Source organism: Pseudarthrobacter sp. NIBRBAC000502770 (assembly GCF_006517815.1).
Taxonomy (GTDB): Bacteria; Actinomycetota; Actinomycetes; order Actinomycetales; family Micrococcaceae; genus Arthrobacter; species Arthrobacter niigatensis.
In genome coordinates, this window is sequence record NZ_CP041197.1 from 1 (window position 1) to 26,704 (window position 26,704).

Consider the following 26,704-nt stretch of genomic DNA (forward strand, 5'->3'; position numbering starts at 1 on the left):
GTTCCACAGGACTCAGCCGTACAGCCGTCGAGACGGCCCTAGGCGCCATGAGCAGCTTTAACATGATCGAACGTCGGTACGGGCAATGGAGAATTACGGCCGGGACCAGCCTGACGGCGCTAGCCCGCCGGCTCGGGGCACTTGACGATGCTGCCGAGCAGATCAGCCGCCATCGAAAGCAGCGCGCAGCCTGGCACGCATGGCTCGACCGAAACCTGGTACCTGAACTTTCAGAATACGAAGTGGCAGACCCCGACTTGGACCTCTACTGGATCCCTCCCTCGGAAAGCGAACTGGACTGGGGCGGGACGTTGTGGCGAGTGGCATGACGCTGCGCCGCGCGCAGACGTCGGGGATGTATCTGCGTGCCCTGATGTGGCAGGTTTGTTGGGTTTGCTTGTAAAGCAAGTGAAACCAGCAAACAAAGTGATTAAGTATTCACTTGATTCACATGTTTCGCTGGATTCACAAGTGAAAAAAGCGATGACACGGAAACCAGCTTCACAAGTTAAACCAGTGTTGCTGGCTACGCTGGAATCACTTTGGAAGGGGATTTGATGAAACACGATCTGGACCGCGGTGCCCTTAGCCGCGTTATCGCGGTAATCAACGGCAAAGGAGGTGTCTTCAAGACCAGCCTGGTGGCCAACGTAGGCGGACTCCTTGCCGAGGGCGGATCGCGTGTGCTTCTCGTGGATCTCGACCCTCAAGGAAACCTCGCCGAGGACCTTGGCTACGCCGACCAAGGTGACGGCGGCAGAAGTCTGGCGGCTTCGCTATGTTTCGGGGGAGAACCCGACCTGCTGGCCGACGTCCGACCCAACCTGGATGTCATTGCCGGCGGCCCCCATCTAGACGATGCTGCGGCATTCCTTGGAGCCAAAGCCCAGAAGGATCGTGATGCTGCGCAGCTGGCTTTGGCCAAACTGCTTGCCAGCGTCGCGGGGGAGTACGATCTGGTTCTGCTGGACTGTCCGCCTGGAAATGAGCCTCTGCAGGCTGCCGCGGTAGCTGCCGCCCGTTACGCACTGGTGCCGCTGAAGACAGATATGTCCAGCCGTAAGGGTGTCGCCGCCGTCGCGGCACGCATGGACAGCGTCGTCGGCCTCAATCCTTCTCTGGACCTGCTGGGCGTCGTCCTCGTCGGTACAGGTACGAATTCCAAGCAGGTTCACAAGGTCACCCGCGACCACCTCACCGCCGATTTTGGGACAGACGAAGTGTTGTTCCCGATGAGCATCCGCCACGCGGAGGCCACTGCCCAGGCGTGCCGTGAGCGTGGATTGCTGGCCCACGAGCTCGAGCGGGAACTCAGCAAGGGACCGAAATGGTGGGAGGTCCTGCGCGGTGAAGCCAAGGCCGGCAATGCCGGGCCGAAGTCGGCTTCCAGCGTGGCGGAAGATCTCCATGCAGTCGCCATGGAAGTGACTCGTCGGATCGCCGTCGCAGAATCCCAGGAGGTCAACGCGTGAGCGCCGAACCAACACCCAGCCGACCCGCGCTCGGTTTGCCCCCGCGTCGCACGCCAGCGCCGGCCGCCGAGGCGCCGCTGGCACGGATGCTCCCCGGACACCGCCCGGAGACCCCAAAGAAGGCTGAACCCAAAGAAACTGAAACAGCGAATATGACGGTGAGCATCCCCGCCGCGCTGCGGAACCGGGCGCGGGCCGCGTACCGGGCTACCAGCTATGCCGAAGGGGATAACACCTGGAGTCACTTCGTGGCGAAAGCTATCGAGGCAGAGACGGCCCGCCGCGAAGCTGAACACAATGACGGTGCGATGTACCCATCTTGGGGTGAAAACCTCCCAGGTGGGCGTCGGCTCAAAGACGGCTGAACGGCATCAGCTGGGCGACCACGGTGGTGGAGGCGGACATGAGGACGGCGCGGAGGAAAGTCGGGCTCCCTGACGCTGTTGGGCGTCAGGATTCCTTCAGCACACTGCCGATTAAGGCCTTGAGTGTACTTTTCTCGGCGATGCCGAGCACACGTGCGGTGACTCTGCCTTGTTTGTCCAGGACGAGGGTTGTCGGTACCGCGCGCGGGGGAACGTAGTCGGCCAAGGCGAGCAGGATTGCCCCGTTGGCGTCGTTGAAGCTGGGATAGGTGGTGCCGAAGGTGCGCTCGAAGGCGGCGGCTGTGGCGGCGGTGTCGCGCAGGTTGATTCCGTAGAAGAGCACTCCCTCGCTCTTGTGTTCCTGATACAGGGCTTCCAGAGTCGGGGCTTCGGTGCGGCAGGGTGCGCATGCGGCGTACCAGACGTTCAGAACCGTCACCGATCCCCGCCAGGCCGTGGAATTGACGATGGTGCCGTCGTAGAGCGGGCCCTCCATCTCGACAGGGGCGCCTCTGTCGTTGGGGGCGTATTCGGAGACCGAGCCGTCGCCGGCGATGTAATTTTTGTTATCCCCGGCCCGGGCCTGCGCGGCCAGGGAATCCGGGGGTGTGGGTGTGCAGCCGGCCACGAGCAGGGCACCGGACGCGATGCCCAGCAGGAGGCTGCGCCGGCCTGGCAAGGATGCACCAGGGGCTGAGCGTGCGGGTGGTTGGGTGTTCATGATCCGGTCCTTGCGTTTAGACAGGGGTGGTGATGGTCGCGGCGAGGTTCTGCAGCTGGTAGATCCAGAGCATCCATACTCCGGAGACCATCAGGAGTCCGACGAGGATGAGGAGGGATCCGCCGATGATGTTGAAGGTGCGGATGTGCCGGCGGATGAAACCCAGGGTTCTGGTGACCCAGTTCAGGCCCAGGGCGACAAGGACAAAGGGGATTCCCAGTCCCAGGCAATAGATGAAACCCAGCAGGGCACCCCGCCAGGGATCCCCGGTGGTGGTGCTCAGCGCCAGGACCGCGCTGAGCGTGGGCCCCATGCAGGGTGTCCATCCGAGGCCGAAGATGACACCGAGCAGAGGGGCTCCGGCGAGGCCAGTCCGCGGCCGGAAGGAGAGCTGGCGGGTGCTCTGGAGGAAGGAGAGGCTGCCGACGAGGACGAGTCCCATCAGGACGACGAACACGCCCAGGGAACGGATCAGTGTGCCCTGCCACTGCACGAGCCAGCCGCCGATCACCCCGAACGCCGCACCGTACAGGGTGAACACTGCGGCGAAGCCAAGGATGAACAGACCGACCCCGGTCAGGACCCGCCGCCGGTTGTCCGGCCGTGACGGGTCGGTCAGCCCGGAGACGTACCCCAGGTACCCGGGCACCAGTGGAAGGATGCAGGGGGAGATGAAGGAGACAGTCCCGGCGGTCATCGCCAGTGGCATGGCCACCAGCAGGGCGCCGGACTGCACCATTTCGGCGAAATATCCGCCAATGCTCATCGGGTGTCTCCTGGGTCATTGTGTATGAAGCCCTGCCCAAGGGGCAGCAGCACGGCCCCCGTTGGGGCACAGTCCGCGCAGAATGTCCCGGCTGTGTCGGAGCGCCAGCACCGTGGGGACCGTGACGGGCATCTTTTCTGACGTTACAGCATTGCGGCGATGACAGCATAAATATGCGCTATTATCGTCGTATGACGATTGAACCTGTTTCCGCTGACCCTTGCAGCCAGCTCAGTCCCGCGGCGGCGCTGTTCCATTCCCTTAGCGACCAGACCCGGTTGAGCATTGTGAAGCGGATGGCCGGCGGCGAGGTCCGCGTCGGTGACCTCACGGCAGAACTGGGCCTGGCCCAGTCCACCGTCTCAGCCCACGTGGCATGCCTGCGTGATTGCGGCCTGGTCGAAGGCCGGGTCCAGGGCCGCAGCGTGTACTACTCGCTGTCCCGCCCTGAACTGATGGACGTGCTCGCCCAGGCTGAGATCCTGCTTGCCGCCACCGGCAACGCGGTCAGCCTGTGCCCGAACTACGGCACCGGCAGTACGGGTGCCCCCCTGACGGAAGAGAACACACGATGAGTGATGCCTGCGGCTGCAGCGACGAGAAGACCGGGACCGGCGAGTCCGAAGAGGCGGAGGAAGCCGTAGGTTTCTGGCAGGTCACCGAGGTCAGGGCAGCCGCCGTTTCCGGTGTCCTGCTCCTCGCGGCGTGGATCGCCTCCTTGGCCGGCGGGCCGGTGTGGCTGACCCTTCCCCTGGAGATCCTGGCGCTGCTGGTTGCCGCGTGGACGTTCGTTCCTTCCACCCTGCGGCGCCTGGTCAAGGGCAAGATCGGGGTCGGGACGCTGATGACGATTGCCGCCGCCGGCGCTGTCGCCCTCGGGCAGTTCGAGGAGGCGGCCATGCTGGCCTTCCTCTACGCCATCTCCGAAGGCCTTGAGGAGTATTCGCTGGCGAAGACCCGGCGCGGCCTGCGCGCCCTGCTGGACCTGGTCCCGGCCGAGGCGACCGTCCTGCGCGACGGCACCGAAGTCACCGTCGCCCCGGCAGAACTCATTCCCGGGGACAGGATGGTTGTCCGGCCCGGGGAGCGTCTGGCCACCGACGGCAGAATCATTACCGGCCGTACGTCCCTGGACACCTCGGCGCTGACCGGCGAATCCGTTCCGGTCGAGGCCGGCCCGGGCAGCGAGGTCTACGCCGGGGCGATCAACGGTACCGGCCCGCTCGAGGTCGAAGTGACCAGCACCGCGGAGAACAACTCGCTGGCCAGGATTGTGCACATCGTGGAGGCCGAGCAGTCCCGCAAGGGCCCGGGCCAGCGCCTGGCCGACTCGATCGCCAGCAAGCTCGTCCCCGGCATCCTGATCGCCGCCGCCCTGATCATCGTTTTCGGCTTCATCGTCGGGGAACCGCTGCTGTGGTTCGAACGTGCCCTCGTCGTCCTGGTCGCAGCCTCGCCATGCGCCCTGGCCATCTCCGTCCCTGTCACGGTCGTCGCCTCCGTCGGGGCGGCCAGCCGCATCGGCGTGCTCATTAAGGGCGGCGGCGCCTTGGAAACCCTCGGCAAAATCCGCACCATCGCACTGGACAAAACCGGAACCCTGACCCGGAACAAGCCCGCCGTGATTGACGTCGCCGCGACCGGAACCGCGACCAGGGACCAGGTCCTGGCCCTTGCCGCCGGATTGGAGGCCCGCAGCGAACACCCGCTGGCCCGCGCCATTCTCGCCGCGACACCGGACCGGGCGGCCGTCACCGACGTCGACACCATCCCCGGCGCGGGCCTGGAAGGCCAGCTCGAGGGCAGGACCGTCCGTCTCGGCCGGCCCGGCTGGATCGACGCCGGCCCCCTGACCTCCGAGGTCGAGCGGATGCAGCACGCCGGCGCGACCGCAGTCCTGATCGAGGACGACGGCCAGGTCATCGGAGCCATCGCGGTCCGCGACGAGCTGCGACCCGAAGCCCGCGAGGTCATCGCCCGGCTCACTGCATCCGGCTACACCACTGCGATGCTTACCGGAGACAACCTCATCACCGCCACCGCGCTGGGTAAGGCCGCGGGCATCACCGAGGTCCACGCCGACCTCCGCCCCGAGGACAAGGCGGAGATCATCCGCACGCTCAAGGCCCGCCAGCCCACCGCCATGGTCGGGGACGGCGTCAACGACGCCCCGGCCCTCGCGACCGCCGACACCGGCATCGCGATGGGAGCCATGGGCACCGACGTCGCGATCGAAACCGCCGACATCGCCCTAATGGGCGAGGACCTGAATCACCTGCCCCAGGTACTGGACCACGCGCGCAGAACCCGGCGCATCATGCTCCAGAACGTGGGCCTGTCCCTGCTGCTGATCGCCGTGCTGATCCCGCTGGCGCTGTTCGGCATGCTCGGCCTGGCTGCCGTGGTCCTGATCCACGAACTGGCCGAAATCGTCGTGATTGCCAACGGCGTCCGGGCAGGCCGGCTCAGCGGCAAGACCGCGCTCAGCCACGCCCGGTCCGCCCCCGCACTGGAACCGGCAGCATGAGCGCCGAAGCCGCAGCCCCTCCGGTCGTACCGGCCCGGACGGCACGACGGTTCAGGACGGTGCTGCTGCTCTGGGCAGCCGTCCTGGCTGCGGCCGACCTGGTCCTCAAAGCCCTCGCCGAAGCCCTGCTCTCCACCGGCACGGCGACCGAGCTGGGGCCGATCAACATCAAGCTGCTCTACAACCGCGGTGTCGCATTCAGTCTCGGTGCGGACCTTGCCCCCTGGGTCGTCATCGCCGCCACCGGGCTGATCATTGCAGCTCTGATCTGGTACACCGTCTCCGCCGCCCCTGCCATGACCGGACTGTCCCGGGCCGGAGCGGCCATGCTGCTCGGCGGCGCTGCCGGAAACTTCATTGACCGGCTCGACGGGGGCGGTGTCGTGGACTACCTGCACAGCGGCTGGTTCCCCACCTTCAACCTCGCGGACGTGTTCGTCACCACCGGGATAGCACTTCTGGTCCTCGGCACAATCCTGTCCCCGCGGGCACGGACCGGCGAATAAAACTCTCTTCCGCTTCGCCGGCCGCGCAGGCCCTGGAAAGGACCCACTCATGCTTGCCACCATCGCGGCCGCGGCGGCGATGTTCGCCGCCACCAACATTGACGACATCGTCGTTCTGACCGTCCTGTTCCTGGCCTCCGCCAAAGGCAGGCCGCGGCCCTGGGAGATCGTCGGCGGGCAATATCTGGGGTTCATCACCCTGGTCGGCATCAGCGTCCTGGCGGCCCTCGGGCTGACCCTCGTCCCGGATGAATGGGTGGGATGGCTCGGCCTGGTCCCGCTGGCCATCGGCGTGGTCGGGCTGATCCGGTTCCTGCGGACTCGAGGGGAGGAGGAGGCGGAGGGGTCATTCACTGCAGTCGGTCTGGCCAGCGTCGCTGGCATCACCATCGCCAACGGCGCCGATAACATCGCGATCTACACCCCGATCTTCCGCACCATGGGCACCCAGGACACCGTTGTGACCATCATGGTGTTCCTGATCCTGGTCGCCGTGTGGTGCGCACTCGGACGCGTCGTCGGCACCCACCCGAAGGTCACCGAAACCCTCGAAAGGATCGAACACTGGCTGGTCCCCGGTGTCTTCATCGGGCTGGGCCTGTTCATCCTCATCAGCTCCGGCGTCGTGTCACGGCTGTTCAGCACCTGAGCAGTTATAGCACGCGCCGCCAGAGTCAGGAGAAACCATGAGAGAAACACCGTTCCGTCTGTTGCTCGATGCCCGCACCGCCCGGAAACAGGGCAGCGCCGGCATCATGCGGCGGCAACGGCAGCGACTCTCAGAGATGGTCACCCACGCGCGGACATGCTCACCGTTTTACCGCCGGCTTTATCAGGGCCTGCCGGCCCGGGTCACCGACCCGCGCCTGCTGCCGGTGACGAACAAGGCCGACCTGATGGCCCATTTCGATGACTGGCCCACAGACCCCGCCATCACCCTGGAAGAAACCCAGACGTTCGCTGCAGACCCCTCACTGGTCGGCGAGAAATTTCTCAACCGCTATACCCTCGCCACTACGTCCGGGACCACCGGCACCCGGGGATTGTTCCTGCTCGACACCACATCCCTCGCCGTCGCCCAGGCCCTGACGTTCCGGATGCTCAGCTCCTGGCTCTCACCAGCAGACCTCGCAGGGATCATCCGCGGCCGCGGGCGGATAGCCATGGTCATCGCGACCGGCGGCCACTTCGCCTCGGCAGCGGCCGCGGCCTCACTCCGAAAGGGGCCAGCCCGGCGCAGTGTGGGCGTGTTCCCGGTCCAGACGCCCATGCCGGACCTCGTCGCCTTGCTGAACGACTTCCGACCGGCCATTCTTGCCCCCTACGCCTCCACCGGCTGGCTGCTGGCAGGCGAGCAGGAAGCAGGACGCCTGAACATCCAGCCCGCCGCCGTTATTCTCTCCGCAGAGGGCCTGCCCGCCACAGAGTACGCCAGGATCAGCGCAGCGTTCCGAGGAGCCAAGGTCCGTCAAGGCTACGCGGCGACCGAATGCCCCTTCCTGAGCTACAGCTGCCCGGAAGGCTGGCTCCACGTCAACAGCGACTGGGCCATCCTGGAACCGGTCGACGCGGACCACGCACCCGTCCCGCCCGGCCAGCCCTCGCACACCGTGCTGCTGAGCAACCTCGCCAACCGCGTCCAGCCCATCCTGCGCTACGACCTCGGCGACAGCGTCACCGCAAAGCCTGACCCCTGCCTGTGCGGGGACCCGACACCGGCCATCCAGGTGGAGGGCCGGACCGCGGAACTGCTGACCTTCCCGCGAAGCGACGGACTCCCCGTCTCAGTGACACCGCTGACACTGGCTACAGTGCTCGACAGCGTGCAGGGCCTGACCCGCGGCCAGATTGTCCAGACAGGACTCGACAGCCTCAGCCTCCGGCTGCAGCCCGCCGCCGGTGCTAATCCCGAGAACGTTTGGGAAGCTGCCTGCACTGAAATAACCCGCGTGTTGACGAGTTTTGGTTTGGGCGGTGTCACCATCACGAGGGACGCCGGGCTGCCGCAGCTCACTCCGGGCGGCAAGCACCGCACAGTCGTTCCGTTGCCGCCGTAGAAGCCAATCCTGCATTGACGTCCGCCCCGACCTGACCACGAAAGCATCCCACTGATGACACAAGCTCCACCGACCACCACAACCACTGACGCTGCACGGAAAATACGCATGATCATCTGGATCATCCTGGGAGCCGTCGTGGCCGCCGGTTTGATCTGGTACGCCGTGTTCACCACGACCAAGCCCGCGCCGGCGGCCCTGCAACCGGTCGGCGACGCCCAGTTGGTCAGGGAAGACAGCCACCGGGTCACCAACCCGGGGACCGAAAAAGCCCAGCTCGTGGAATTCCTGGACTTCGAATGCGAATCCTGCCGCGCGGCCGTGCCTCTGGTGGAGGAACTGAAAAGGGAATACGGGGACCGGATCACCTTCGTCCATCGCTATTTCCCTCTCCCCGGGCACCGGAACTCCGGCACAGCCGCCCTGGCCGTCGAAGCAGCCGCTCAGCAGGGCAAGTACGAGCAGATGGACACCAAGATGTTCGAGACCCAGCCGCACTGGGGCGAAAAACAGGACTCCCAGGCCGCCCTGTTCCGCACCTACGCCCAGGAACTTGGCCTGGACCTGACCCAGTACGACGCGGCCGTCGCTAACGAAGCGACCAAGGTCCGGATCCGTAAAGACGTAGACGACGGCACAGCTCTGGGCGTCACCGGCACGCCCACGTTCTTCCTCAACGGGGAGGAGCTCACCCTCAACACCGAAGAACAATTCCGGCAGCTGCTCGACGACGCCTCCAAATAGACCCCGATAGCGGGGGAGCGGCGCCCGGTCACTGCTCTACTGTGTTCGCTCGCGCCGGGCGAAGTGGACGCAGCATGTCGGGCAGGATGATGTCCGTGGGGGACAGTTCCGGTCTCGCGCGGAGGACGCGGAGTGGGTGGCGGAAGGACCTGCCGGACCAGGCCGTATCGGCGGAGACTTCCACTGCCACAGGTTCGACCAAGGTCAGCGCCACGGGTTCCTTGTCGCGGTTGAACCGGTCCAGGGTGGTGCCTTTCACGGCGGGCGGCCAGGGGTGGGCGCCGCGGGGAGGTTGCAGCCACCGCGCCAGTTCCCGCGCAGCTGCCGTCTTCAACGGTGTGGATCTGCCGACGATCCGCAGTTCCCCGTCCAGGACAAGGCCGGCCACGACTTCCCGGGGTTCGGTGATCGGCCCGATGACTGCTCCGCAGATGATTTCCACGGTTTCGCGGTGTTTGAGTTTCAGCCAGGAACGGGCACCTGGTGTGTAGGGCTGGTCGATGCCCTTGATGACCAGTCCCTCAATCCCGGTGTGCGGCAAGTCCTCGAACCACCTGGCCGCCTCGTCCGGGTCGGTGGTGGCGGGGGAGAGCGAGAGCGGAGGCGCCCACCCGCGGGCCAGTTCTTCCAGGAGCGCCCGCCGCTCACTGAGCGGCAGCGCCCTGGCATCATGTCCGGCCACGGCCAGAACATCGAAGGCGACATAACTGGCCGGGGTCTGCCGGACCAGGCCGGAGAGGGTCTTAGCGCCGGCGCCCAGGCGTTGCTGCAATGCGGAGAAATCCAGCCTGCCCCCGGCCCAGATCACGGCTTCGCCGTCGACCACGCACCCGGGCGGGACCTCCGATGCGAAGGCTGCCGTGAGTTCGGGGAAGTACCCGGTGAGCTCTTTGCCCTGCCTGGACCACAGGGTCACCCCGTGGTCGTCGTGGATCGCGATGCAGCGGTAACCGTCCCATTTGGGCTCATAGGACAGAGTCCCGGACAACGTACCGGCGCGTGGCATCCTCGTGACGGCCCGGGCCAGGGCCACCTTCGGCGGCGGGACAAGGCCCGCCGGCAGCCCGGACACGGATGGCGCTCTAGCTGCCGCCATCGAGGCCTTCCAGCGCCTCTACCTCGGCGGCGTCCAGCAATGCTGCCGGATCGTCGCCGGTGGCCCGGGCCAGATCGTCCAGGGATTTGAAGTGCACCCGGGCGAGGGTGATGGCCACCAGCTCCAGGAAGGCGGTGCCGTTGCGCTGCTCGAGGTCGTCCAGATAGTCGAGCATGCGCCCTTCCAGGGCGCTGGGTCCTTCGGATTCTTCGGCGGCGAGCCGCGTCAGCGTCAGAGCCGCGAGGTCCGGGCTGTCGTAAATGAGTCCCATGGGCCAACGCTACCCACCCCGCCGGTGCGGTCAAGGGTCGGTGTTAGCGCCAGCGGTAGGATTCCAGCGCGCGGAGCAGGGGAGCGGGGCCGCCTTTCAGATGGTCGACCGGGCGTGCTCCAGCAAGGTCCCTGGTTGGGGTGACCATCCAGAGCGTGAAGTAGTTGTGCGGGATCTGCAGCTCCATCGCACGCTGGAACAGCTCAAGGACGGTGGGGTGGAGCTGTCCGCCGGGGAGGAACTGGAATCCGGGGCAGAAGGTGCCGTCGTCGATGAAGACGCGGACGAGCTGGCGCATCACGGGTTCGGGGTCTTCCATCAGCTCGAAGAGCCGGCGCCGCACCTGCCCGAGGGTTGGCAGTGTGAATTCCGTCCGGATCCCTGCCCACGTCTGATCGTTGATGGTTTGGCGCGTCACTCTTCGTTGGTCGTTTCGTCGGCGTCGCTGATGTTTTCCAGGAGCCAGTGCGTGGACAGCGGGTTCCGGCGCAGCGTGGCGGTCCGGAGGGCGGAATGGGTGCCGGAGCGGACCTGAACTTGCCAGTATTCGATGCTGACCAGGTCGCCGCTGCCTACGGCTGCTGTGCGGCGGGTGTCCCACCATGCGTCTCTTCCGTACCAGTGCCGGGATTCGGTGGCGGGGTCGACAAGCCAGATCCGTCCGTCGTGCCGGATGGCGAGGGGTTTGCCTGCCGCGTCGAGTCGGACCAGTGTGTCGTTGGTCTGCGGGGCGATGTCGGCGATGGTGCTCATGGGGTGGTGTTCTTTCGTGGTGCGGTCGTGCTGGCGTGTTTGGGTTAGGCGGCTTTGACGAGGGGGAGTTCGTCCCAGTGGGTGGTGTAGCGGGGGGAGAGCATGTCGCGTTTCATGGTCCAGTCCGGCCCGCCCCGGATTCCGGCGTGGCCGAGGCCGATGGATCCGCGCCCGTACCGGCGGGTGACGTCTTCGAGGAGGGTTCCGACGTGGCGTTCCTCGTGGGGGTTTTCGAAGAGGGCCAGGGGTGCCTGGTTGCCGGTGGGCCGGAGGTCAGTGACCATGATGCCGGCCCGGGCGTACCGGATGCCCTCGCAGATGCGGGGCAGGAGTGCGTGGGCTGCCTTGGTGAGCAGGACCGGGTCCGCGGTGGGCATCGGCAGGGGCACGCACACCGAGGGGTAGGCGGTGTCTTTGGGGTTGAAGTGTGAAGTGCCGGCGAAGGCGGTGAGGACCTTGGCCTGGAGGCCGTGTTTGGCCAGCCGGGCCGAGGCCTGCTGGCCGTAGACGCTCATGACCTGCCGCATTCCCGCCGCGGTGGTGATGGGGGTGGCGAAGGAGCGGGAGAAGATGAGCTGGTCCCGGCCGATCCGTTCTTCCTCCATCGGGATGCAGGGGGTTCCCTGGAGTTCCAGGACGGTGCGCATCATGACGACGGAGAAGCGGTCCCGGATCATCACCGGATCGGCCCGGGACAGGTCATGGATGGAGTGGATCCCTAGGGCGTTGAGGCGTTTGGTCAGGCGGGTGGCGACGCCCCAGATCTCGATCACGGACAGGCGGCGCATCAGGGCTTCCCTGTCGGCTGCGGGCACGGAGTCCCAGTGGCAGACCCCGTCGAACGCCGGGTTGTTCTTGGCCCATTTGTTCGCCAGTTTCGCCAGGGTCTTGGTCCCGGCGATCCCGACGCAGACAGGTACCCCGACGTTACGCCGCACAGCTGTCTTCATGTCCCGGCCCAGGGCCAGGAGTTCTCCCGGGGCGCCTTTGACGCCGAGGAAGGCCTCGTCGATGCTGTAGACCTCCAGCCAGGCGCTGTACCGGCCGAGCAGTTCCATCACGCGGGCGCTGATGTCGCCGTAGAGCTCGTAGTTACTGGAGAGGGCGACGAGTCCCCATTGTTTGGCCCGCGGAGCGAGTTTGAACCACGGCTCACCCATGGGGATCCCGAGGGCCTTGGCCTCGGGGGAGCGGGTGACGGCGCAGCCGTCGTTGTTGGACAGGACGATGACGGGACGGCCCTCCAGGGACGGGTTGAACGCCCGCTCGGCCGACGCGTAGAAGCAGTTCACATCCACATGCGCGATCTGCGGCATGTGCCGCATCGTGGCCGGCTTAGACATGATGCAAGCAGCGGGTCGCGACGCCCCAGATGACCAGATCCGCGACCGACGGGACCAGGATGTCCGGGTACGCCGGATTCTCCGCCTGCAGCACCACCCCGGTTCCCGTGACCCGCAGCCGCTTGATGGTCAGCTCCCCGTCCAGGACGGCGATGACCACGGACCCGTCCTTGGGTTCCAGAGCGCGGTTCACGATCAGTTCGTCGCCGTCGCTGATGCCGGCGCCCTCCATCGACTCCCCGGACACCCTCACGACATAGGTGCTGGTGATGTCCTTGATCAGGTGCTCGTTCAGATCGATCCGGCCGTCAAAATAGTCCTGCGCCGGCGACGGATACCCGGCCGCGACGGGTACCGGAGAAATCAGCACCGACAACAACGACACGCCCGCATCTATCACACGGGGACCGACAACAACGCCCACAACACACCTTTATTCGAATATATGTTCGATTCATTCAGTCTACTGGTGTGGGCCGACAAAAGAACCATCGAGGGTCTGGCGGGCTTTCGACGGGACGGGTTGTACGCCAATGGGGACAGCCTGAGCTGTGCGGAGGGCTCCGCCTGCCCCCAGTGGGCACAACACGGTTGGGTCGTCTGCTGGTTGGCCACACGGTGGTTTTTGGTTGGGCGTATGAGGAAAGCCTCCGCGCGAATCCGAGGACTCAAGCGCAGAGGCTCCCGGCTCTCCAAGCTGGGGGGACTGGAGAGCCGATGCAAGTGTACTAGCGGGTCTTGCCTCGTGGCCGCTGGAGATGCGGCCTTCCGGTCAGCGCAGGGGAGGGCGGCCGCGGGTCCGACCGGTCTGCCACCCGGGAGCTGCATTGTTCAGGAGCTTGACCTTCAGAGGATCGAGTTCGCCGCGGCGGCATTTGTACCGCTGCGCGTGGACCCAGACCCCGAGGGTATGTTCACGCTCTGACTCGTAATCGTGGTGGCGTGGCCAGTCGTTGCCTTCCAACCGGAACTCCACGAGCTCGGCCAGCCGCTCGTACCACCGCGCCTCGTCCTCCACCTTCCGGCGGTTTTCGACCCACCCCGGCACCTGGGCAAGGCCGTCGCTGTAGGCCGGGTCCAGGGTCCCCTGGGCTGCTTCGCGCCGGCGTACGGACAGCCAACGGGCCATTGACCGTTCGCTCCGGTCGCCGGACCGGCCGTCAGGCAGCCGGCCTTCGGCTGAGGCCCAGGCGATGACCTCTTCCATCCGGGCGAGATCCGTGGGGGAGCGGGATGGAACAGGTCCGGCGCCGGCCGCTGCCTGGTGCTCGGCCTCCAGTCCCGGATCCTGGCGGCGGGCGATGGCCAGGTGGTATCCGACAGCGGCCGGCGGCACGCGCACGAGGTCAGCGATGCGTTGCCGGCTCAGTCCGAGCCGGTACATCAGCACCCATTCGGCGTCAGGAGCGCGCCGCAACCGCCTGTCCATAATGAACCCCATCCTGCCACGGCCCTCCCGGACAGGGGCAGGCACCGCGGCCCTACAGACACTGCTTTCGGGCGTCCGCTGGCGCGGCCGGCTGTTGGGTCCAGTGCCTCCGTCGCAGGGCTCCGGATGCCCTGGCCCTGTCTTGTCTACGACGTCTTTTGGTTGCTGTCCTTCGGATTCTAGGCGTCCGCTCCACCCCGTCTAGCCCCTCCTTCGTCGGGGCCTGCGGTGCAGGAAATGTCCCTCCGGCGCTCCTGCGTCGCTGATTTCCTTGAGGGAATTTCCTGCACCTTGCCCTGCGGGTAGACAGGGCTCCGTCGGCCGCCGAGCAAGCAAGCTTGCCAGCAACCAAAAAACAACGGGGGGAGAAGGGGGCGCTGGCCGGTCACCTAAGCCGCCCCACCCACCGGAATCCTCTGCAAAAGGAGCAACACCATGCTTGAAAAGATCAACCTCACCGGTCCCGCCGACCTGCTGGCCACCATCCCGCACCTGCTGGGCATCACGCCCTCGGAATCGTTCGTCGTCCTCACCGCCCACGCCGGCGCGCTCGGCGCGACCCTGCGGGTGGACGCACCCGAACACGTCGAGCCGGTCAACTACGCGCAGACGCTGACCAGCCACGCCGCCAACGATGAGAAGGCCACGGCGTCCTACCTCGTCGTCTACACCGACGAGAACCAGGACAGCTACCCCTACGCCGCGCACGTCGCCGCACTGGTGTCCGAGCTGGCCGCAGCCCGGATGCCCGTGCGGCACGTCTGGCTCGTGACCTCCACTCACTGGACGGAGTTCGGCACGGACGAGGAGCGCCCGCTGGAGCAAATCACCGACAGCCACGCCAACGCGACGTTTACCTTCTTCGGCAGCGCCACGGACATCGACGTCTACAACCCCGCCCTGCTGGGCACCTGGGCCATGCCGGTGGAAGCACCCGAAGGCACCGAAGCAGACATCCAGAAAGCATGCGCCGCGTGGGCGGCCGTGCTGGACAGCACCGGAACCCCGGACAGCGAAACGGCCCGGGACCTTGCGGGAGCGTTCCAGCACAAGATGGTCCGGGACTTCCTGTTCCGCGAGACCATCACCACCCAGAACGGCAACTTCGCCGACGTCATCCTCGGTACCTTCACCGGACGCCCCGACTGGAACCGGGTGGACCGGGCCCAGGCCATCGCGTTCGAACTGATGAAGGCAGTCCCGGCAGGCCAGCGCGCACCGATGCTGACCCTGATGGGGTGGCTGGAATGGCTCAAAGGCAACGGCACCCAAGCCAGCCGGTACCTCAAGCACGCGGACACGGACGCCCCCGGGTTCCGGCTGGCAGGGCTGCTGCAGGAATTGATCAACCGCGGCTCAGTCGCAGAGGTCGCTCGCGACCCGGAAACCTCCTACCAGCGCCACAACAACTAAACGGACAGGGCCGGACCGGGATCACCAAGAGATCCCGGTCCGGCCTTTTGCCGGTGGCGGGGCGGCCTCCCCCGCTGCGCTCCGCCGGCCGCCGGACGCTCGCGCGGGCGCAGCTCAGAACCCAGCTAGCGTGTAGAAACCACGGCTACAGTGAACCCAGGAACACTGCACCGACCAGGAAGCGTGAGCATGGGAACTGACTACATCCTGACCGACGACGACAAGCCGGCGGCCGAGCCCAGCCTGGCTGAAGATGTCATCGAGATTCGTCTGCTCACCGCCGGCGAACCAACGGGGCCCGCGAATATCGGCTGGGCCCAGGAACACCCCAACCTCTAACGCCCAGGCAGCGGGACGCTGCCCACCCAAATTTCCTTTGCAGAGGGAAACGGCGAAAGGCCGGCACTGCGGTGCCGGCCTTTCCTCATGCCCGGGTTTGTGCCAACAACCGCCGCCACAACAGGAACGCCGCCAGGGCATTCAGGGCGGTAATGAAGACATCGCCAGCTGCCGGCCGGGCAATCACAAGATCAACGACAACCAGCGCCAGCGACCCCGCCGCGGCAACTGTGAACACCACGGCCAGGACCCAGAGGACCCGCGGGGAATCCAGCACAGAACCGCGCCCCGCACGGCCCGGGCGGTTATCACGCGGAACCGGCTCAGTCATGCCCTCACCCTACTCAGGAAGGGCATGCTCGCAGGGCTCGCACCCATTCGGGCGTCCGCTGGCGCGGCCGGCTGTTGGGTCCAGTGCTGTCCGTCGCAGGGCTCCGGCCCGCCCTGGCCCTGTCTTGTCTACGACGTCTTTTGGTTGCTGTCCTTCGGATTCTAGGCGTCCGCTCCACCCCGTCTAGCCCCTCCTTCGTCGGGGCCTGCGGTGCAGGAAATGTCCCTCCGGCGCTCCTGCGTCGCTGATTTCCTTGAGGGAATTTCCTGCACCTTGCCCTGCGGGTAGACAGGGCTCCGTCGGCCGCCGAGCAAGCGAGCTTGCCAGCAACCAAAAAACAACGGGGGGAGCGGGAAGCTGGCCGGTGACCTGAGCCGCCCCACCCACCGGAATCCTCTGCAAAAGGAGCAACACCATGAACGCAGTAACCACTATGACGGTGACCACCCGGGACACCGGGGAAACCATCGACGGCGTGACCGTGCTGGGCGATTACCACGAGAACGGCGGCTACGACTGGATGGAACTCATCGGTGAACACGGCTGGGCCGTCATCCCCAGCTGGGGGAGTGACGGCTGGGACCTTGGCAATTGGCCCTACGTCATGGTCGCCGCGACCCGCACCGCTGACAGCATCGGAAACCTGTTCGGCGTCGCCACCTACTGCGAGGGAGACGTGAGCTGCACGTTCTACCGGACCAAGGCCCGCCAATGGGACGCGATCAGCGAACAGGCGTTCTTCCAGTGGAAGAACGGCCAGGCCCACGGCCCGGACGACCTGCCCGAAGCCGCCGCGGAATTGCCGAGCCGGTACCGGATGCCGTACATGGCCAACGTCGCCTAAACCTCCTGAAACTTTGCCGGGCGGAACCACCGCCCGGCAAGGTGACGCCCTCCTCACTAATGGACCGGGACCGGCCGAAAGGTTCGGGCGGTCCGCCGCCGGTGGTTGGCTTCCGTCGCTGGTCACCGGCGGCGCACCGCCGTTTCGGTGAAGGACCGCCGGAGGAACAGGCAGCGGGCCGGCCAGGCTAGGAGCGGGGCCGGCATGGGCGGATCCAGGGGAGACGAAGCCAGGGGCATGCTCGCAGGGCTCGCACCCATTCGGGCGTCCGCTGGCGCGGCCGGCTGTGGGTCCAGTGCTGTCCGTCGCAGGGCTCCGGCCAGCCCTGGCCCTGTCTTGTCTACGACGTCTTTTGGTTGCTGTCCTCCGGATTCTAGGCGTCCGCTCCACCCCGTCTAGCCCCGGTTCCGCAAGCTCCACCGGGGCCTGCGGGGCAGGAAATGTCCCTCCGGCGCTCCTGCGTCGCTGATTTCCTCCGGGAATTTCCTTCACCTTGCCCTGCGGGTAGACAGGGCTCCGTCGGCCGCCGAGCAAGCGAGCTTGCCAGCAACCAAAAAACAACGGGGGAGAGGGGAAGCTGGCCGGTCACCTGAGCCGCCCCACCCACCGGAATCCTCTGCAAAAGGAGCAACACCATGAACACCACACCCACCCTCGAAATGCTCAACCCGGCCACCCTGACCGTGGACATCAACGTCCGCAAAGACGCCGCCCTGACCCCCGATTTCATTGCCAGCATCAAAGAGCACGGCGTGATGGAACCCGTCATCGCCCACCGCAAGGACGACGGGACCGTGCACGTCCTGATGGGACAGCGCCGCACCCGCGCCGCCGTTGAAGCCGGACGCACCAGCATCCCGGTGATGATCATCGAGTCCCCCGAGGAAGCAGAACGGATCGTGACCCAGGTCGTGGAGAACATCCAGCGCGCCGAACTGACCGAAGCGGACGAGGCCGACGCCTACCACCAGCTGTCCCTGATCGGCGTCTCAGCCGCCGCGATCGCCAAGAAAACCGGACGCACCAAGACCATCGTGGAAGGGGCGCTGAAAGCCAAATCCTCGACCGCCGGATCCACCGCCCTGGGCAAGGGATACACCATCGACGAAGCGCTCATCATGGCCGAATTTGAAGGGGACCAGGACGCCACGGAGGAATTAGAGTCCGTGATCGCGGACGAACCCGATCAGCTCCTGCACGTCGCGCAGATGCTCCGGGACCGCCGCGACCGCGCCGCCGCCCTCGCCGCACTCATCGCCGAGCTCGAGGCGGAGGGCAAGACCATCGTGGAGGACGCCGGGCACTACTCCAACGAAGAGAACCTGTACGTCTCGGCCGCGAAGCGGGCCGACGGGAAACCGGCCACCGACGAGGACGCCAACGCCTACCTGATCAGCACCGACTACCGGGGCCAGCACAACGCCCAGCCCGTCATCACCGGCTGGCAGGACCGGGGCTTCACCCCGAAGTACGAACGCTACGACGGCGGCACGCAGGCCCAGAAAGGCCCGATGACCGAGGAACAGAAAGCCGAGCGGAAAACCCTGATCGCCAATAACCGCGAGATGGAAAGCGCCACGAAGGTCAGGCGTGAATTCGTGAAGACCCTGCTGTCGCGCAAGACCGCGCCGAAGGGCTGGCAGTACTTCACCGTCCACGCCATCACCCACGACCCCGAAACCGCCAGCGGCTACGACGGCAAAGTCGCCACCGAGATGATCGGGGCCAAGACCGGAGAGGACACCGATCGGTGGGGCTGGAACCCGTTGCGGGACCACACCGCCAAAACCACCACACGCCCAGAATTCTCCCTCATCGCCCTGATCTGCGCCGGGTATGAAAAGACCCTCCAGAAAGACTCATGGCGGTCCGCCGAGAAGCGGCACTTCCACTACCTGAACCAGCTCACCACATGGGGATACACCGCCAGCGCCGTCGAGCAGATCATCATCGACAATCACACCACCGACACCGAGTAACCGGACAGTGAACCGGGCGGCTGGCCCCAGGGGCAGCCGCCCGGCCCACTCACCCCGGCAAGGGCCAGGAACCTTCCAGAAGTGGGGCGGTCCGTCGCCCCGGGCGAACCACAGCAGCCACTCACCAGCGACGGACCGCCATTAACCGCGACCACGCGCCGGCGCACCACCACCCCCGCGGGACCAGGAACAACGAGGTACCAGGCCGCGGCAGCACCACAAAACAGTTCAGCTAAGCTGAACCACATATTTCCTTTGCAGAGGGAAAACCAGGCAGGGCCGGCTCACGCCGGCCCTGCCTTCTTAACGTCACGCACGGACCTTCCGGAATGCCCTCGGCGGTCCGCGGATTAGGCCAGGAGTCCGTCGCTCTTCCATTTCAAGGCATAAGCCAGGTATGGCTCCAGGATGTCGATTTCGCCGTGCCTGCGGGAGTTGTATTCGAACAAAGGCTGATGTTTGTTGTTTGGCAGGGACTCATCCGGTGCTGCTGCTGGTAGCTCGTCATCCTCGGTTTCAAGGTCATCCGCGTGTTGAGCGCTCAGCGTTCTGGAGGAGATCTTAGTGAGTTGGTTCAGCTTGGTAACGAGGTTGAGTCGCGCGTATTCATCGTTCGAACCGTTTGTCAGCAGCTGTGTGACGATAGGTTTCAAGTCGCGAACCTTCGTCGAAAGGACCGGGCCGCCGGCCTTTAGGGCAGCGAAGATTAGCTGGTATCCGTCCAATTTGCGGCCGTCCTGCAAGTCAAATACCCGACGGTCCTGACCTCGTACCGGAGGTCCGAAGACCAAGGTCTCGAGCCATTCGTAGGCCCTCTCATCCACCTGTTCCTCGAAGAAATCGGACCACGTCGCAGGAGCCTGAAGGGGCGTGGGCTGCTGTTGCTCTACCTTGATGCCGTTGACGTCGCGGACAAAGCTGAGGCACAGCGCCTGCATGAGCTGAGGGCTACCGTAACTTTCACGGGCTAGCATTTGTCCGTATGCGCCGCTGGGGTCCAGGAGATTGAGTTTGTGGAAACCGAGCTTAGCTATCTCTTCTAGCTCAGAGAGTGTCCATCCCTCCAGCGTTGCCACTTTGTTCCGACCGATCATGTCCTGGATTTGGGTCACTGCTTCGTTGCGGTGATGAGGCAATGTGATGAGTACGCCAGTGGCGCCATTTGCGCAGAGTCCCTTGAGGCTGGCGACAACCTGAGCGCGCACGGAGGGCGGCATGTAGTGGAAGTCATCGATGATGATTACAGCAGATTGATCGACTTCGTTCAGGGCGCGAATGGCCGCCGTGACAGCTTGGTCTGCGGGAATTTCGGCGGACCAACCCTTGGCAATAATGCGCGAGTGCTCGCCGCCAATTTGGCTTTCGGCGCTACCAAGCAGGAGGTCGAGCTTGGCTTTGAATCCCCATTTCGAGGTGTCACCATTTGTCTTGTTGCCATTTTGGGACGTTGGTATGTCGAGTTGGGCCGCTAGACGTACCCAGAAATCCTTGGCATCGGTGATCCAGCTGCCGTCAATGTAAAAGGCATCGGGCACAGTCCTGCGAACCAATACCGTTTTGCCCATTTTCGTGGGGCCTACCACAGGGATGAGGTATCCCTTCTGGTGCACATATTGGCGGATCCTGGCGACCTGGGGAGCATTTTCCCGTTCGACATGTGTGTATTCGGAGTCGAGCCCAGGCACAAAGACCTTATCGACAGCTAGCAAGGGTTTTGAGGTCATGGCTAGAGCCTACGACGGCCGCCCTCGTGCACCCTCGTTCTTCGCTGCTGATGTGTGGCGGTTCGCGAGGAGAAAGGAAAACCTGGCTTTCCATGACTGCGGGACCTTGCGCTGCTTTAGATCCGAAAGTCAGTCAAAAGCGATCGCTCACGATGTGTCGGAGTCTCTTGGGAAGGAAGGCGTCACTCGCTGGCTACGGTTTGTTCCTCATTGGCGCCGATCTTTCGCCAGAACCACACAACATAGCCAAGGATGGCTAGTAGCCCAACGACGAAGCTGACGATGAGACCAACCTTCGCCCAATTTGCCAAGGCATCCGGCTCAAGGGCCATCACAACCACTGGCACTAGGATCCCCAAGAGTGAGAGGACGCCTAGCATCCAAATCGCGGAAAGAACCCCGAGCGGCTTACCAACCCGAACCAACTCGTCATTCAAGCGGCTCCGCTCGGCGATAGCTGACTTGAGTTGCGTACTCAAATCCGACTCGGCCCGAAGTGCTTCATCAGCCCGTCGGGCATTTACTTCATGCACCCAAGGGGGCGTTATGCCGGCGATCAATGATCGATGATCGAATGCGCCTCCAAACATCCCAGGAGGTGAGGGCAGCCGCTTCCGCAGATGTTCGAACGCGCTCTCGTACAGATCTCGATCAGTGTCGATGGAAAGACCACGGGCGACAAGGTCCTCAAGGTCCAGCTCTCGGGTATCGCCTCTCCTGAAGGCCGCCTTAATGTCTTTCACCGCCTGCACGGTGCGCTCCCGCAATTCAAGTGCGTACGGCTTGAGCTCCTCCTCGGTAGTTCCCCTCGGAACAAAGTCATGAAGCATTTCGTCCAAATCCAGTTCGGGATCCTCAAGGAACTTATCCACAGCCTCGTCATGGAAATCTCGTTGAGCCCTTCCGAGCCTTACCTTGCGGGCATCGTCCAGATCCGATTGGACATGGGATATGCGACCTGAAGCTGCGGCCAGAAGCCGTCGAAGTCCTTCTCTTTCGCTAGAGATGGCCACTAGGCGGCTCACAAGAAACCCGCCGATAATGGCAACGAGAACGGCTGAGGCCTGGCTTAGCGTAGCCAAAAGGGTACTTGGATCACCGGCATTCTGTTGCGGCGCATTGACGATCACGGTGATCGGGTCGCACTGCATGACGGTCTGGAGTAACGGTGTTCTGGAGAAGCATGAAAGGAATTCGGATGAGACCACCGATCGATAATAGACGTGGCCTCGGCGGGAACGCCTCCTGAAGGGTTCCAGTTTCGAAGTGGTCAAGGGTGGTGATGAGCCCGGGCGGCCACGGCGATGCTCAGGGGAATCGAGCTGCGGCGTTCCCGTTTCGTACTTGAGGCCTCCAAGGTGGCGTCAAAAACGACCGTTTCTTACCGAATCCGGGCAAGCCTCCTAAAAACAGCCGGATTGCCCCAATAGGGTTGGTCAGAACTGGTTTCCGAAATGAAATCCGGTCAAAACGTGAGGTGGAGGGTTTTTGACGTGTCGGGCAATGTGATCGGCTATGCGAGGGTCAGCACCCGGGGGCAGTCTCTGGATTCCCAGGTTGATGCGCTGGTGTCGGCGGGGGCGGTCCGCGTGTTTCAGGAATACGCTTCCGGGGCGACGCAGGCCCGGGCGCGGTGGATGGAGTGCCTGGACTACCTGCAACCGGGCAACGTCCTGATGGTTGCTGACCTCACCAGGCTGGGTCGTAGCACGGCGGATCTGGCTGACATTGTGACAGTGCTGGGGCGGCGGGGGATAGGGTTCCGTTCCCTGGCCGAGCCATGGCTAGATACCACCAGTGCGCACGGCAAGCTCATCTTTGACATGTTCGCCTCCCTGGCAGAGTACGAGCGTTCGAGGTTGTCCGAAAGGACAAAGGCTGGCCTGGCTGCGGCGAAGGCGCGCGGCCGGCTGGGTGGACGCCCCCGCACCATGACGGCGGGGAAGCTTGAAACGGCCCGACAGTTACGCGGCGAGGGTCATACCTTGAAGGAGACAGCTCAAAGGCTTAGCGTCAGCGTCTCATCGCTGACCAGGGCCCTCAGTCAAAACGGAGTCCCGGAAACCAAGTCCGCACGCTCTTAGCTGTCTAGCCCTGAGCTCCGCACCCTCGATTCTCAAAATCCGATTGTGAGAGAGGCACCAGCCGGGCGGGGCCGGTTTTCGTCAGCGCGCAGCTGCCAGGGCCGCGGGAAGTTCGGTCAGGGCTGTGATGATGAATTCAGGAGTCTCAAAGTGGCCCGGGTAGCTACCCCCGGTCCTGTTCAGCCAGGCCGTGCGCAATCCGGCGCGGGCGGCGCCGTGGATGTCCCACGGATGCACGGCGACCAGCAGCATGCCGGCCGGGTCAGCCCCGGAAGCAGCGGCGGCATATTCATAAGAGGCCCGGGCAGGCTTCCAGGCGGGCGCGTCTTCGACCGAAAGCAGCGATTCGAACGCGTCCCGGATCCCGGCTTCGCTGAACAGCTTGTCGGCGATCTGGGCGGAGCCGTTGCTGAGCGTGATCAGTCGGAACCCTGCAGCGGCGAGTGCCCTGATCCCCTCGGGTACATCTGGATGTACCCCGAGGCCGGTCATGCCGGCCATGACATGGTCGACCGCTGCGGCGAGGGGGCGGTTGAGTTCCACGCCGGTCAGGAGTCCCCGGAGTGCGTCGGCCCCGATGGCGGCGAATGAGCCGTTGTCTCCGCTGGCCGTCAGTGCGAAGCCGTCACGTAGCAGTGTGGCGAACCAGAGTTTGGCCAGTTCAGCCGGCGCTCCGACCTGGCTGAAGCGTTCCCCCATGGGTGACATGTCTGACAGGGTTTCGTTGACATCAAAGACAATGACTGAAATGGCGGTGGTCATGGATTCTCCTGTGGTCGCATGTACGTCTTGAGTGCAAGTCTGCCGGGCACTGGGGAATTCAGTAGCGGCCAACTGGCAGGGCCGTGGCTTTCGTTAGAGGTAGCTGCAGATGCGTTCGGGGTCGCAGGATGCGGGGTTTCCTGCGGCCGCGGCGTCATGGAATTCGGCGACGGTTGCCCGGAGCGCTGTGAGTTCGGCGATCTGGGCATCGAGGTGGCGGAGTTGACTGGCCAGCAGATCCTTCACGTGTACGCAGGGGGCCTGCCCGAGGTCGCGGACGGTGAGGATGTCGCTGATCTGGGCCAGGGTCAGTCCGGCGGTGCGGCCGCGGCGGATGAATTCCAGCCGGCTGACCGTCTCGTGGGGATAGTCGCGGTATCCGTTCGGGGCCCTGTCGGCGGCCGGCAGCAGGCCCCGGTCCTCGTAGAACCGCAGTGTCTTAGCCGTCAAGCCCGCAGCTGCGGCGGTCTCGCCAATGCGCATCATGCACCTCTTCGTCCCGGGGAATTTCCCTCTTGACCTTCCAGTCTACTGGAAGGTCAATAACGGGCACCGCAGGAACATGTGTGGGCCACCCCGGACCGAGGGGAACTCATCTTTTTCTTGGGGGGTGAAGCCGGGACGGGGCTCCGCGCTTGTGTGCCGGCGATGAGTCCACCTCTTGACCTTCCCCCGTGGTGGAAGGTGCAGACTTGGGGCAGACCCATTCACGAGGCGCCGTTGCGGATATTGCAGGCGGCGCTGCTGTATGACTTTGGAGGATTTCATGTCTGAACCAACACCTGATTTTGATCTGGCCATCATCGGTTCCGGCGGCGGGGCGTTCGCGGCCGCGATCCGGGCGACCAACCTGGGCAAACGCGTGCTGATGATCGAGCGTTCCACCGTCGGCGGGACGTGCGTGAACACCGGCTGTGTGCCGTCCAAGGCGCTCCTCGCGGCGGCCGAGGCCCGACACGTTGCCCTGGACGCTTCCGGCCGGTTCCCCGGCATCAGCACCTCTGCCGAGCCGGTGGATATGGGTGCGCTCGTCGGCGGGAAACGTTCCCTTGTGGAGACGATGCGCGCGGATAAGTACGTGGACCTAGCGGCGGATTACGGCTGGGAGCTGCGTCAGGGCAACGCCGTTTTCGCCGGCACCCCGCAGGAACCGGTCCTGGAAATCACCGGTGAGGGCGGCGCACGCGAGTCCGTCACTGCGGCGCACTATCTGGTGGCCACAGGCTCCAGTCCTTGGGCGCCCCCGATCGAGGGACTGCAGGACACGGACTACGTGACGTCAACCACGGCGATGGAACTGGACGAGGTTCCGGACTCTTTGCTGGTGCTCGGCGGCGGCTATGTGGCGCTGGAACAGGCCCAGCTCTTCGCCCGGCTCGGGTCCAAGGTGACCATGCTGGTCCGGTCCCGGCTGGCATCGGCCGAGGAACCCGAAGCGTCCCGGGCCCTGATGGGCGTCTTCGCCGATGAGGGCATCCGCGTGGTCCGCCGTGCCGCCGTTTCCGCCGTACGGACCGACCCGGCCACCGGAGAGATCGTCGCGACCGCTGCCGTCTCAGGCGGGCAAGAAGAATTCCGGGCCACCCGGCTGCTCGTCGCCATGGGCCGGCGCCCGGTCACCGACGGCCTGAACCTGGACGCCGTCGGCGTCAAGACCGGGGACGGCGGAGAGATCCTGGTCAACAGCCAGCTGACCAGCTCCAACGACCGGATCTGGGCAGCCGGGGACGTGACCGGACACCGCGAATTCGTCTACGTCGCAGCCGCCCACGGCTCCCTGGCCGTCGAAAACGCCTTCAACAACGCAGGCCGCGAGGTCGACTACCGGCACCTGCCCCGTGTCACCTTCACCAGCCCCGCGCTGGCCGCGGTCGGGATGACCGATAAGGAAGCCAACGCGGCGGGCATCCGGTGCGAGTGCCGGGTCCTGCCCTTGGAATACGTGCCCCGGGCCCTGGTGAACAGGGACACCCGCGGTTTTATCAAGATCGTCGCAGACGCCTCCACCGGGCGGATTGTGGGAATCACCGCCGTGGGCAAGGAAGCAGGAGACCTCGCCGCCGCCGGTGTCTACATCCTCGAGGCAGGCATGACCGTGCACCAGGTGGCGAACCTCTGGTCCCCGTACCTGACCATGGCCGAGGGGATCAAGATCGCGGCCCAGTCCTTCAGTACCGACATCTCCAAACTCTCTTGCTGCGCCTCCTGACGCCTGCCTGTCAGTCTCACGGCCCAATCCCCAACCGAAGGGAAAAACGATGACAAACAACATCAACCAGGTCACCGACCGCCTCGCCTCCGCCGAAACCGGCATGCAGCCCTGGCTGTGGCTGCCCCTGCTGAAGCTCCTCGCCCAGGGCGACCCGGTCGACGTGAATGACCTCACCGCTGCCACCGGCCGCACTGAGCCGGAGATCCGCGCCGCACTGGAGACCATGGCCGACACCGAGTACGACGGGTCCGGGCGGATCATCGGGCAGGGCCTGACGATGCGTCCCACCCAGCACCGCTTCGAAGTCGACGGCGAACAGCTTTATACCTGGTGCGCCTTGGACACCCTGATTTTCCCCACCCTTCTGGGTGGTTCCGCGCGGATCGAATCCGCCTACAAATCAACGGGAACACCCGTACGGGTGCGGGTCGAGGGCTCCGGTGTCACCAGTGTTGAGCCGGCCACCGCCGTGGTCTCACTGGTTAATCCGGAGGACATGAGCTCTGTCCGCTCATCCTTTTGTAACCAGGTCCACTTCTTCGCCTCACCCGAAGAAGCGGAACCTTGGCTCAAGAACCACCCCGACGGCACCGTCATCCCCGTCGACGAGGCATACCGCCTGGCCTCCACCATGGCCGACCAAATGCTCGCCGGGATCCCCACGCAGGGCAGGGAGAAACCGGGCAACGGGGCGCAAAGCTGCAGCTGCTAAATCCCGTCGCACCGGCGCCCTTTCCAGTGCCGGACCGTTTGATTTGAAAGGCCACCCCTCACGCATGAGACAGCGTTGGTTCACCCTACCCGCCGCCGCCTTGGCAGCTTTGGCTCTGGCCGGGTGTTCCGGTACCCCGACGTCTCCGGCACAGGGGGCGACATCGGCCCCTGCCCCGACCGTTCCGGCAGCTCCGGCGGGACCGTCCGCGACTACGTGGGACCTGGATCCGGCCGGGGCGGCCGGGAGGATCC

General features: G+C 65.0%; 30 protein-coding genes. 16 read left to right on the plus strand and 14 right to left on the minus strand.

The annotated features are described in order from the left end of the window. Positions 1–47 precede the first annotated feature (47 nt). The 3 genes from NIBR502770_RS21380 (at position 48) to NIBR502770_RS21050 (ending at position 1,837) form a co-directional block, all read left to right on the plus strand. A complete protein-coding gene (locus tag NIBR502770_RS21380) occupies positions 48–329 on the plus strand; it encodes a hypothetical protein (RefSeq protein ID WP_246857236.1) in 282 nt (93 codons plus the stop codon). Positions 330–557: 228 nt separating this feature from the next. Continuing rightward, positions 558–1,472 (plus strand): ParA family protein, encoded by a 915-nt coding sequence (locus tag NIBR502770_RS00010; RefSeq protein WP_141180579.1) that lies wholly within the window; start codon positions 558–560, stop codon positions 1,470–1,472. 152 nt (positions 1,473–1,624) lie between these two features. Then, on the plus strand, positions 1,625–1,837 hold the full coding sequence (locus tag NIBR502770_RS21050; RefSeq protein WP_246857240.1) for a hypothetical protein: 213 nt from the start codon (positions 1,625–1,627) through the stop codon (positions 1,835–1,837). An 85-nt stretch (positions 1,838–1,922) separates the two neighbouring features. Here NIBR502770_RS21050 and NIBR502770_RS00015 read toward each other — a convergent pair whose 3' ends face one another. Together NIBR502770_RS00015 and NIBR502770_RS00020 are read right to left on the minus strand one after the other, a co-directional pair. Further along, positions 1,923–2,558: a TlpA disulfide reductase family protein gene (locus NIBR502770_RS00015; protein ID WP_141180580.1), complete on the minus strand. Its 636-nt coding sequence runs from the start codon at positions 2,556–2,558 to the stop codon at positions 1,923–1,925. Between the two features lie 16 nt (positions 2,559–2,574). Then, entirely contained in the window at positions 2,575–3,324 is a 750-nt protein-coding gene (locus tag NIBR502770_RS00020) for a cytochrome c biogenesis CcdA family protein (RefSeq protein WP_141180581.1), read from the minus strand. A gap of 191 nt (positions 3,325–3,515) precedes the next feature. On the opposite strand from NIBR502770_RS00020, the gene NIBR502770_RS00025 reads away from it, so the two are divergent. Genes NIBR502770_RS00025 through NIBR502770_RS00050 form a run of 6 tightly spaced genes read left to right on the plus strand, consistent with a single transcriptional unit; the run spans position 3,516 to position 9,158 of the window. Further along, positions 3,516–3,899 carry a helix-turn-helix transcriptional regulator gene (locus tag NIBR502770_RS00025; RefSeq protein ID WP_141180582.1) on the plus strand — a complete coding sequence of 128 codons (384 nt, stop codon included), beginning with the start codon at positions 3,516–3,518 and terminating at the stop codon, positions 3,897–3,899. After that, a complete protein-coding gene (locus NIBR502770_RS00030) occupies positions 3,896–5,851 on the plus strand; it encodes a cation-translocating P-type ATPase (protein ID WP_141180583.1) in 1,956 nt (651 codons plus the stop codon). Before NIBR502770_RS00025 ends, NIBR502770_RS00030 begins: the two co-directional genes overlap by 4 nt. Then, complete coding sequence (lspA, locus tag NIBR502770_RS00035; RefSeq protein WP_141180584.1) at positions 5,848–6,357, plus strand: signal peptidase II; 510 nt, start codon at positions 5,848–5,850, stop codon at positions 6,355–6,357. The genes NIBR502770_RS00030 and lspA overlap by 4 nt, the downstream gene beginning before the upstream one ends. Before the next feature lie 49 nt (positions 6,358–6,406). Next, the gene (locus NIBR502770_RS00040) at positions 6,407–7,006 is read left to right on the plus strand and encodes a cadmium resistance transporter (RefSeq protein ID WP_141180585.1); all 600 of its coding nucleotides are present in this window, start codon (positions 6,407–6,409) and stop codon (positions 7,004–7,006) included. Positions 7,007–7,043: 37 nt separating this feature from the next. Continuing rightward, positions 7,044–8,414 carry a phenylacetate--CoA ligase family protein gene (locus NIBR502770_RS00045; RefSeq protein ID WP_141180586.1) on the plus strand — a complete coding sequence of 457 codons (1,371 nt, stop codon included), beginning with the start codon at positions 7,044–7,046 and terminating at the stop codon, positions 8,412–8,414. A gap of 54 nt (positions 8,415–8,468) precedes the next feature. After that, positions 8,469–9,158, plus strand: a complete 690-nt coding sequence (locus tag NIBR502770_RS00050) for a thioredoxin domain-containing protein (protein ID WP_141180587.1) — start codon at positions 8,469–8,471, stop codon at positions 9,156–9,158. A 28-nt stretch (positions 9,159–9,186) separates the two neighbouring features. Here NIBR502770_RS00050 and NIBR502770_RS00055 read toward each other — a convergent pair whose 3' ends face one another. The 7 genes from NIBR502770_RS00055 to NIBR502770_RS00085 all read right to left on the minus strand — a co-directional run bounded on the left by NIBR502770_RS00055 (position 9,187) and on the right by NIBR502770_RS00085 (position 14,050). Then, positions 9,187–10,254, minus strand: a complete 1,068-nt coding sequence (locus tag NIBR502770_RS00055) for an ATP-dependent DNA ligase (RefSeq protein WP_141180588.1) — start codon at positions 10,252–10,254, stop codon at positions 9,187–9,189. Next, on the minus strand, positions 10,241–10,525 hold the full coding sequence (locus tag NIBR502770_RS00060) for a hypothetical protein (protein WP_141180589.1): 285 nt from the start codon (positions 10,523–10,525) through the stop codon (positions 10,241–10,243). Before NIBR502770_RS00060 ends, NIBR502770_RS00055 begins: the two co-directional genes overlap by 14 nt. A 43-nt stretch (positions 10,526–10,568) precedes the next feature. Then, complete coding sequence (locus NIBR502770_RS00065; RefSeq protein WP_141180590.1) at positions 10,569–10,943, minus strand: hypothetical protein; 375 nt, start codon at positions 10,941–10,943, stop codon at positions 10,569–10,571. Then, positions 10,940–11,278, minus strand: coding sequence for a hypothetical protein (locus NIBR502770_RS00070; protein WP_141180591.1), 339 nt, complete (start codon positions 11,276–11,278; stop codon positions 10,940–10,942). Before NIBR502770_RS00070 ends, NIBR502770_RS00065 begins: the two co-directional genes overlap by 4 nt. A 44-nt stretch (positions 11,279–11,322) precedes the next feature. Beyond that, a complete protein-coding gene (locus NIBR502770_RS00075; protein ID WP_246857241.1) occupies positions 11,323–12,603 on the minus strand; it encodes a Y-family DNA polymerase in 1,281 nt (426 codons plus the stop codon). 10 nt (positions 12,604–12,613) lie between these two features. Beyond that, positions 12,614–13,045, minus strand: a complete 432-nt coding sequence (locus NIBR502770_RS00080) for a LexA family transcriptional regulator (protein ID WP_141180593.1) — start codon at positions 13,043–13,045, stop codon at positions 12,614–12,616. Between the two features lie 348 nt (positions 13,046–13,393). Beyond that, on the minus strand, positions 13,394–14,050 hold the full coding sequence (locus NIBR502770_RS00085) for a helicase associated domain-containing protein (protein ID WP_141180594.1): 657 nt from the start codon (positions 14,048–14,050) through the stop codon (positions 13,394–13,396). Positions 14,051–14,485: 435 nt separating this feature from the next. Here NIBR502770_RS00085 and NIBR502770_RS00090 point away from each other — a divergent pair, with 435 nt between their 5' ends. Together NIBR502770_RS00090 and NIBR502770_RS21055 are read left to right on the plus strand one after the other, a co-directional pair. After that, positions 14,486–15,463, plus strand: a complete 978-nt coding sequence (locus NIBR502770_RS00090; RefSeq protein ID WP_141180595.1) for a DUF4192 domain-containing protein — start codon at positions 14,486–14,488, stop codon at positions 15,461–15,463. Positions 15,464–15,652: 189 nt separating this feature from the next. Further along, entirely contained in the window at positions 15,653–15,802 is a 150-nt protein-coding gene (locus tag NIBR502770_RS21055) for a hypothetical protein (protein ID WP_168223087.1), read from the plus strand. Positions 15,803–15,887: 85 nt separating this feature from the next. Here NIBR502770_RS21055 and NIBR502770_RS00095 read toward each other — a convergent pair whose 3' ends face one another. Then, positions 15,888–16,133, minus strand: coding sequence for a hypothetical protein (locus NIBR502770_RS00095; RefSeq protein WP_141180596.1), 246 nt, complete (start codon positions 16,131–16,133; stop codon positions 15,888–15,890). Positions 16,134–16,548: 415 nt separating this feature from the next. Between NIBR502770_RS00095 and NIBR502770_RS00100 the strand changes: the two genes are divergently transcribed. Both NIBR502770_RS00100 and NIBR502770_RS00105 read left to right on the plus strand, forming a co-directional pair. Beyond that, positions 16,549–16,977, plus strand: a complete 429-nt coding sequence (locus tag NIBR502770_RS00100) for a hypothetical protein (RefSeq protein WP_141180597.1) — start codon at positions 16,549–16,551, stop codon at positions 16,975–16,977. Positions 16,978–17,612: 635 nt separating this feature from the next. Further along, positions 17,613–18,956 (plus strand): ParB/RepB/Spo0J family partition protein, encoded by a 1,344-nt coding sequence (locus tag NIBR502770_RS00105; RefSeq protein WP_141180598.1) that lies wholly within the window; start codon positions 17,613–17,615, stop codon positions 18,954–18,956. Between the two features lie 350 nt (positions 18,957–19,306). Here the strand turns inward: NIBR502770_RS00105 and NIBR502770_RS00110 are convergent, their stop codons facing one another. Both NIBR502770_RS00110 and NIBR502770_RS00115 read right to left on the minus strand, forming a co-directional pair. Then, positions 19,307–20,680 (minus strand): ATP-binding protein, encoded by a 1,374-nt coding sequence (locus NIBR502770_RS00110; RefSeq protein ID WP_141180599.1) that lies wholly within the window; start codon positions 20,678–20,680, stop codon positions 19,307–19,309. A 182-nt stretch (positions 20,681–20,862) separates the two neighbouring features. Beyond that, positions 20,863–21,888 carry a hypothetical protein gene (locus NIBR502770_RS00115; protein ID WP_141180600.1) on the minus strand — a complete coding sequence of 342 codons (1,026 nt, stop codon included), beginning with the start codon at positions 21,886–21,888 and terminating at the stop codon, positions 20,863–20,865. 285 nt (positions 21,889–22,173) lie between these two features. Between NIBR502770_RS00115 and NIBR502770_RS00120 the strand changes: the two genes are divergently transcribed. Next, positions 22,174–22,764 carry a recombinase family protein gene (locus NIBR502770_RS00120; RefSeq protein ID WP_141180601.1) on the plus strand — a complete coding sequence of 197 codons (591 nt, stop codon included), beginning with the start codon at positions 22,174–22,176 and terminating at the stop codon, positions 22,762–22,764. Positions 22,765–22,845: 81 nt separating this feature from the next. Here NIBR502770_RS00120 and NIBR502770_RS00125 read toward each other — a convergent pair whose 3' ends face one another. Both NIBR502770_RS00125 and NIBR502770_RS00130 read right to left on the minus strand, forming a co-directional pair. Next, positions 22,846–23,526 (minus strand): haloacid dehalogenase type II, encoded by a 681-nt coding sequence (locus NIBR502770_RS00125; RefSeq protein ID WP_141180602.1) that lies wholly within the window; start codon positions 23,524–23,526, stop codon positions 22,846–22,848. Between the two features lie 93 nt (positions 23,527–23,619). Continuing rightward, positions 23,620–24,009 carry a heavy metal-responsive transcriptional regulator gene (locus NIBR502770_RS00130; RefSeq protein ID WP_141180650.1) on the minus strand — a complete coding sequence of 130 codons (390 nt, stop codon included), beginning with the start codon at positions 24,007–24,009 and terminating at the stop codon, positions 23,620–23,622. Positions 24,010–24,292: 283 nt separating this feature from the next. Between NIBR502770_RS00130 and merA the strand changes: the two genes are divergently transcribed. Both merA and merB read left to right on the plus strand, forming a co-directional pair. Continuing rightward, complete coding sequence (merA, locus tag NIBR502770_RS00135) at positions 24,293–25,735, plus strand: mercury(II) reductase (protein ID WP_141180603.1); 1,443 nt, start codon at positions 24,293–24,295, stop codon at positions 25,733–25,735. Positions 25,736–25,784: 49 nt separating this feature from the next. Beyond that, positions 25,785–26,450: an organomercurial lyase MerB gene (merB, locus tag NIBR502770_RS00140; RefSeq protein ID WP_141180604.1), complete on the plus strand. Its 666-nt coding sequence runs from the start codon at positions 25,785–25,787 to the stop codon at positions 26,448–26,450. The last annotated feature ends 254 nt before the right edge of the window (positions 26,451–26,704 follow it).

What these genes read in the sequence shown, in the direction of transcription:
- NIBR502770_RS00055 (WP_141180588.1), bottom strand. Translation starts at nt 10,254, where the DNA reads ATGGCGGCAGCTAGAGCGCCATCCGTGTCCGGGCTGCCGGCGGGCCTT.
- NIBR502770_RS00105 (WP_141180598.1), top strand. Translation starts at nt 17,613, where the DNA reads ATGAACACCACACCCACCCTCGAAATGCTCAACCCGGCCACCCTGACC.
- NIBR502770_RS21050 (WP_246857240.1), top strand. Translation starts at nt 1,625, where the DNA reads ATGACGGTGAGCATCCCCGCCGCGCTGCGGAACCGGGCGCGGGCCGCG.
- merB (WP_141180604.1), top strand. Translation starts at nt 25,785, where the DNA reads ATGACAAACAACATCAACCAGGTCACCGACCGCCTCGCCTCCGCCGAA.
- NIBR502770_RS00050 (WP_141180587.1), top strand. Translation starts at nt 8,469, where the DNA reads ATGACACAAGCTCCACCGACCACCACAACCACTGACGCTGCACGGAAA.
- NIBR502770_RS00090 (WP_141180595.1), top strand. Translation starts at nt 14,486, where the DNA reads ATGCTTGAAAAGATCAACCTCACCGGTCCCGCCGACCTGCTGGCCACC.
- NIBR502770_RS00030 (WP_141180583.1), top strand. Translation starts at nt 3,896, where the DNA reads ATGAGTGATGCCTGCGGCTGCAGCGACGAGAAGACCGGGACCGGCGAG.
- NIBR502770_RS00075 (WP_246857241.1), bottom strand. Translation starts at nt 12,603, where the DNA reads ATGCGGCACATGCCGCAGATCGCGCATGTGGATGTGAACTGCTTCTAC.
- NIBR502770_RS21055 (WP_168223087.1), top strand. Translation starts at nt 15,653, where the DNA reads ATGGGAACTGACTACATCCTGACCGACGACGACAAGCCGGCGGCCGAG.
- NIBR502770_RS00095 (WP_141180596.1), bottom strand. Translation starts at nt 16,133, where the DNA reads ATGACTGAGCCGGTTCCGCGTGATAACCGCCCGGGCCGTGCGGGGCGC.
- lspA (WP_141180584.1), top strand. Translation starts at nt 5,848, where the DNA reads ATGAGCGCCGAAGCCGCAGCCCCTCCGGTCGTACCGGCCCGGACGGCA.
- NIBR502770_RS00010 (WP_141180579.1), top strand. Translation starts at nt 558, where the DNA reads ATGAAACACGATCTGGACCGCGGTGCCCTTAGCCGCGTTATCGCGGTA.
- NIBR502770_RS00100 (WP_141180597.1), top strand. Translation starts at nt 16,549, where the DNA reads ATGAACGCAGTAACCACTATGACGGTGACCACCCGGGACACCGGGGAA.
- NIBR502770_RS00085 (WP_141180594.1), bottom strand. Translation starts at nt 14,050, where the DNA reads ATGGACAGGCGGTTGCGGCGCGCTCCTGACGCCGAATGGGTGCTGATG.
- NIBR502770_RS00015 (WP_141180580.1), bottom strand. Translation starts at nt 2,558, where the DNA reads ATGAACACCCAACCACCCGCACGCTCAGCCCCTGGTGCATCCTTGCCA.
- merA (WP_141180603.1), top strand. Translation starts at nt 24,293, where the DNA reads ATGTCTGAACCAACACCTGATTTTGATCTGGCCATCATCGGTTCCGGC.
- NIBR502770_RS00130 (WP_141180650.1), bottom strand. Translation starts at nt 24,009, where the DNA reads ATGCGCATTGGCGAGACCGCCGCAGCTGCGGGCTTGACGGCTAAGACA.
- NIBR502770_RS00020 (WP_141180581.1), bottom strand. Translation starts at nt 3,324, where the DNA reads ATGAGCATTGGCGGATATTTCGCCGAAATGGTGCAGTCCGGCGCCCTG.
- NIBR502770_RS00070 (WP_141180591.1), bottom strand. Translation starts at nt 11,278, where the DNA reads ATGAGCACCATCGCCGACATCGCCCCGCAGACCAACGACACACTGGTC.
- NIBR502770_RS00125 (WP_141180602.1), bottom strand. Translation starts at nt 23,526, where the DNA reads ATGACCACCGCCATTTCAGTCATTGTCTTTGATGTCAACGAAACCCTG.
- NIBR502770_RS00060 (WP_141180589.1), bottom strand. Translation starts at nt 10,525, where the DNA reads ATGGGACTCATTTACGACAGCCCGGACCTCGCGGCTCTGACGCTGACG.
- NIBR502770_RS00040 (WP_141180585.1), top strand. Translation starts at nt 6,407, where the DNA reads ATGCTTGCCACCATCGCGGCCGCGGCGGCGATGTTCGCCGCCACCAAC.
- NIBR502770_RS21380 (WP_246857236.1), top strand. Translation starts at nt 48, where the DNA reads ATGAGCAGCTTTAACATGATCGAACGTCGGTACGGGCAATGGAGAATT.
- NIBR502770_RS00045 (WP_141180586.1), top strand. Translation starts at nt 7,044, where the DNA reads ATGAGAGAAACACCGTTCCGTCTGTTGCTCGATGCCCGCACCGCCCGG.
- NIBR502770_RS00025 (WP_141180582.1), top strand. Translation starts at nt 3,516, where the DNA reads ATGACGATTGAACCTGTTTCCGCTGACCCTTGCAGCCAGCTCAGTCCC.
- NIBR502770_RS00110 (WP_141180599.1), bottom strand. Translation starts at nt 20,680, where the DNA reads ATGACCTCAAAACCCTTGCTAGCTGTCGATAAGGTCTTTGTGCCTGGG.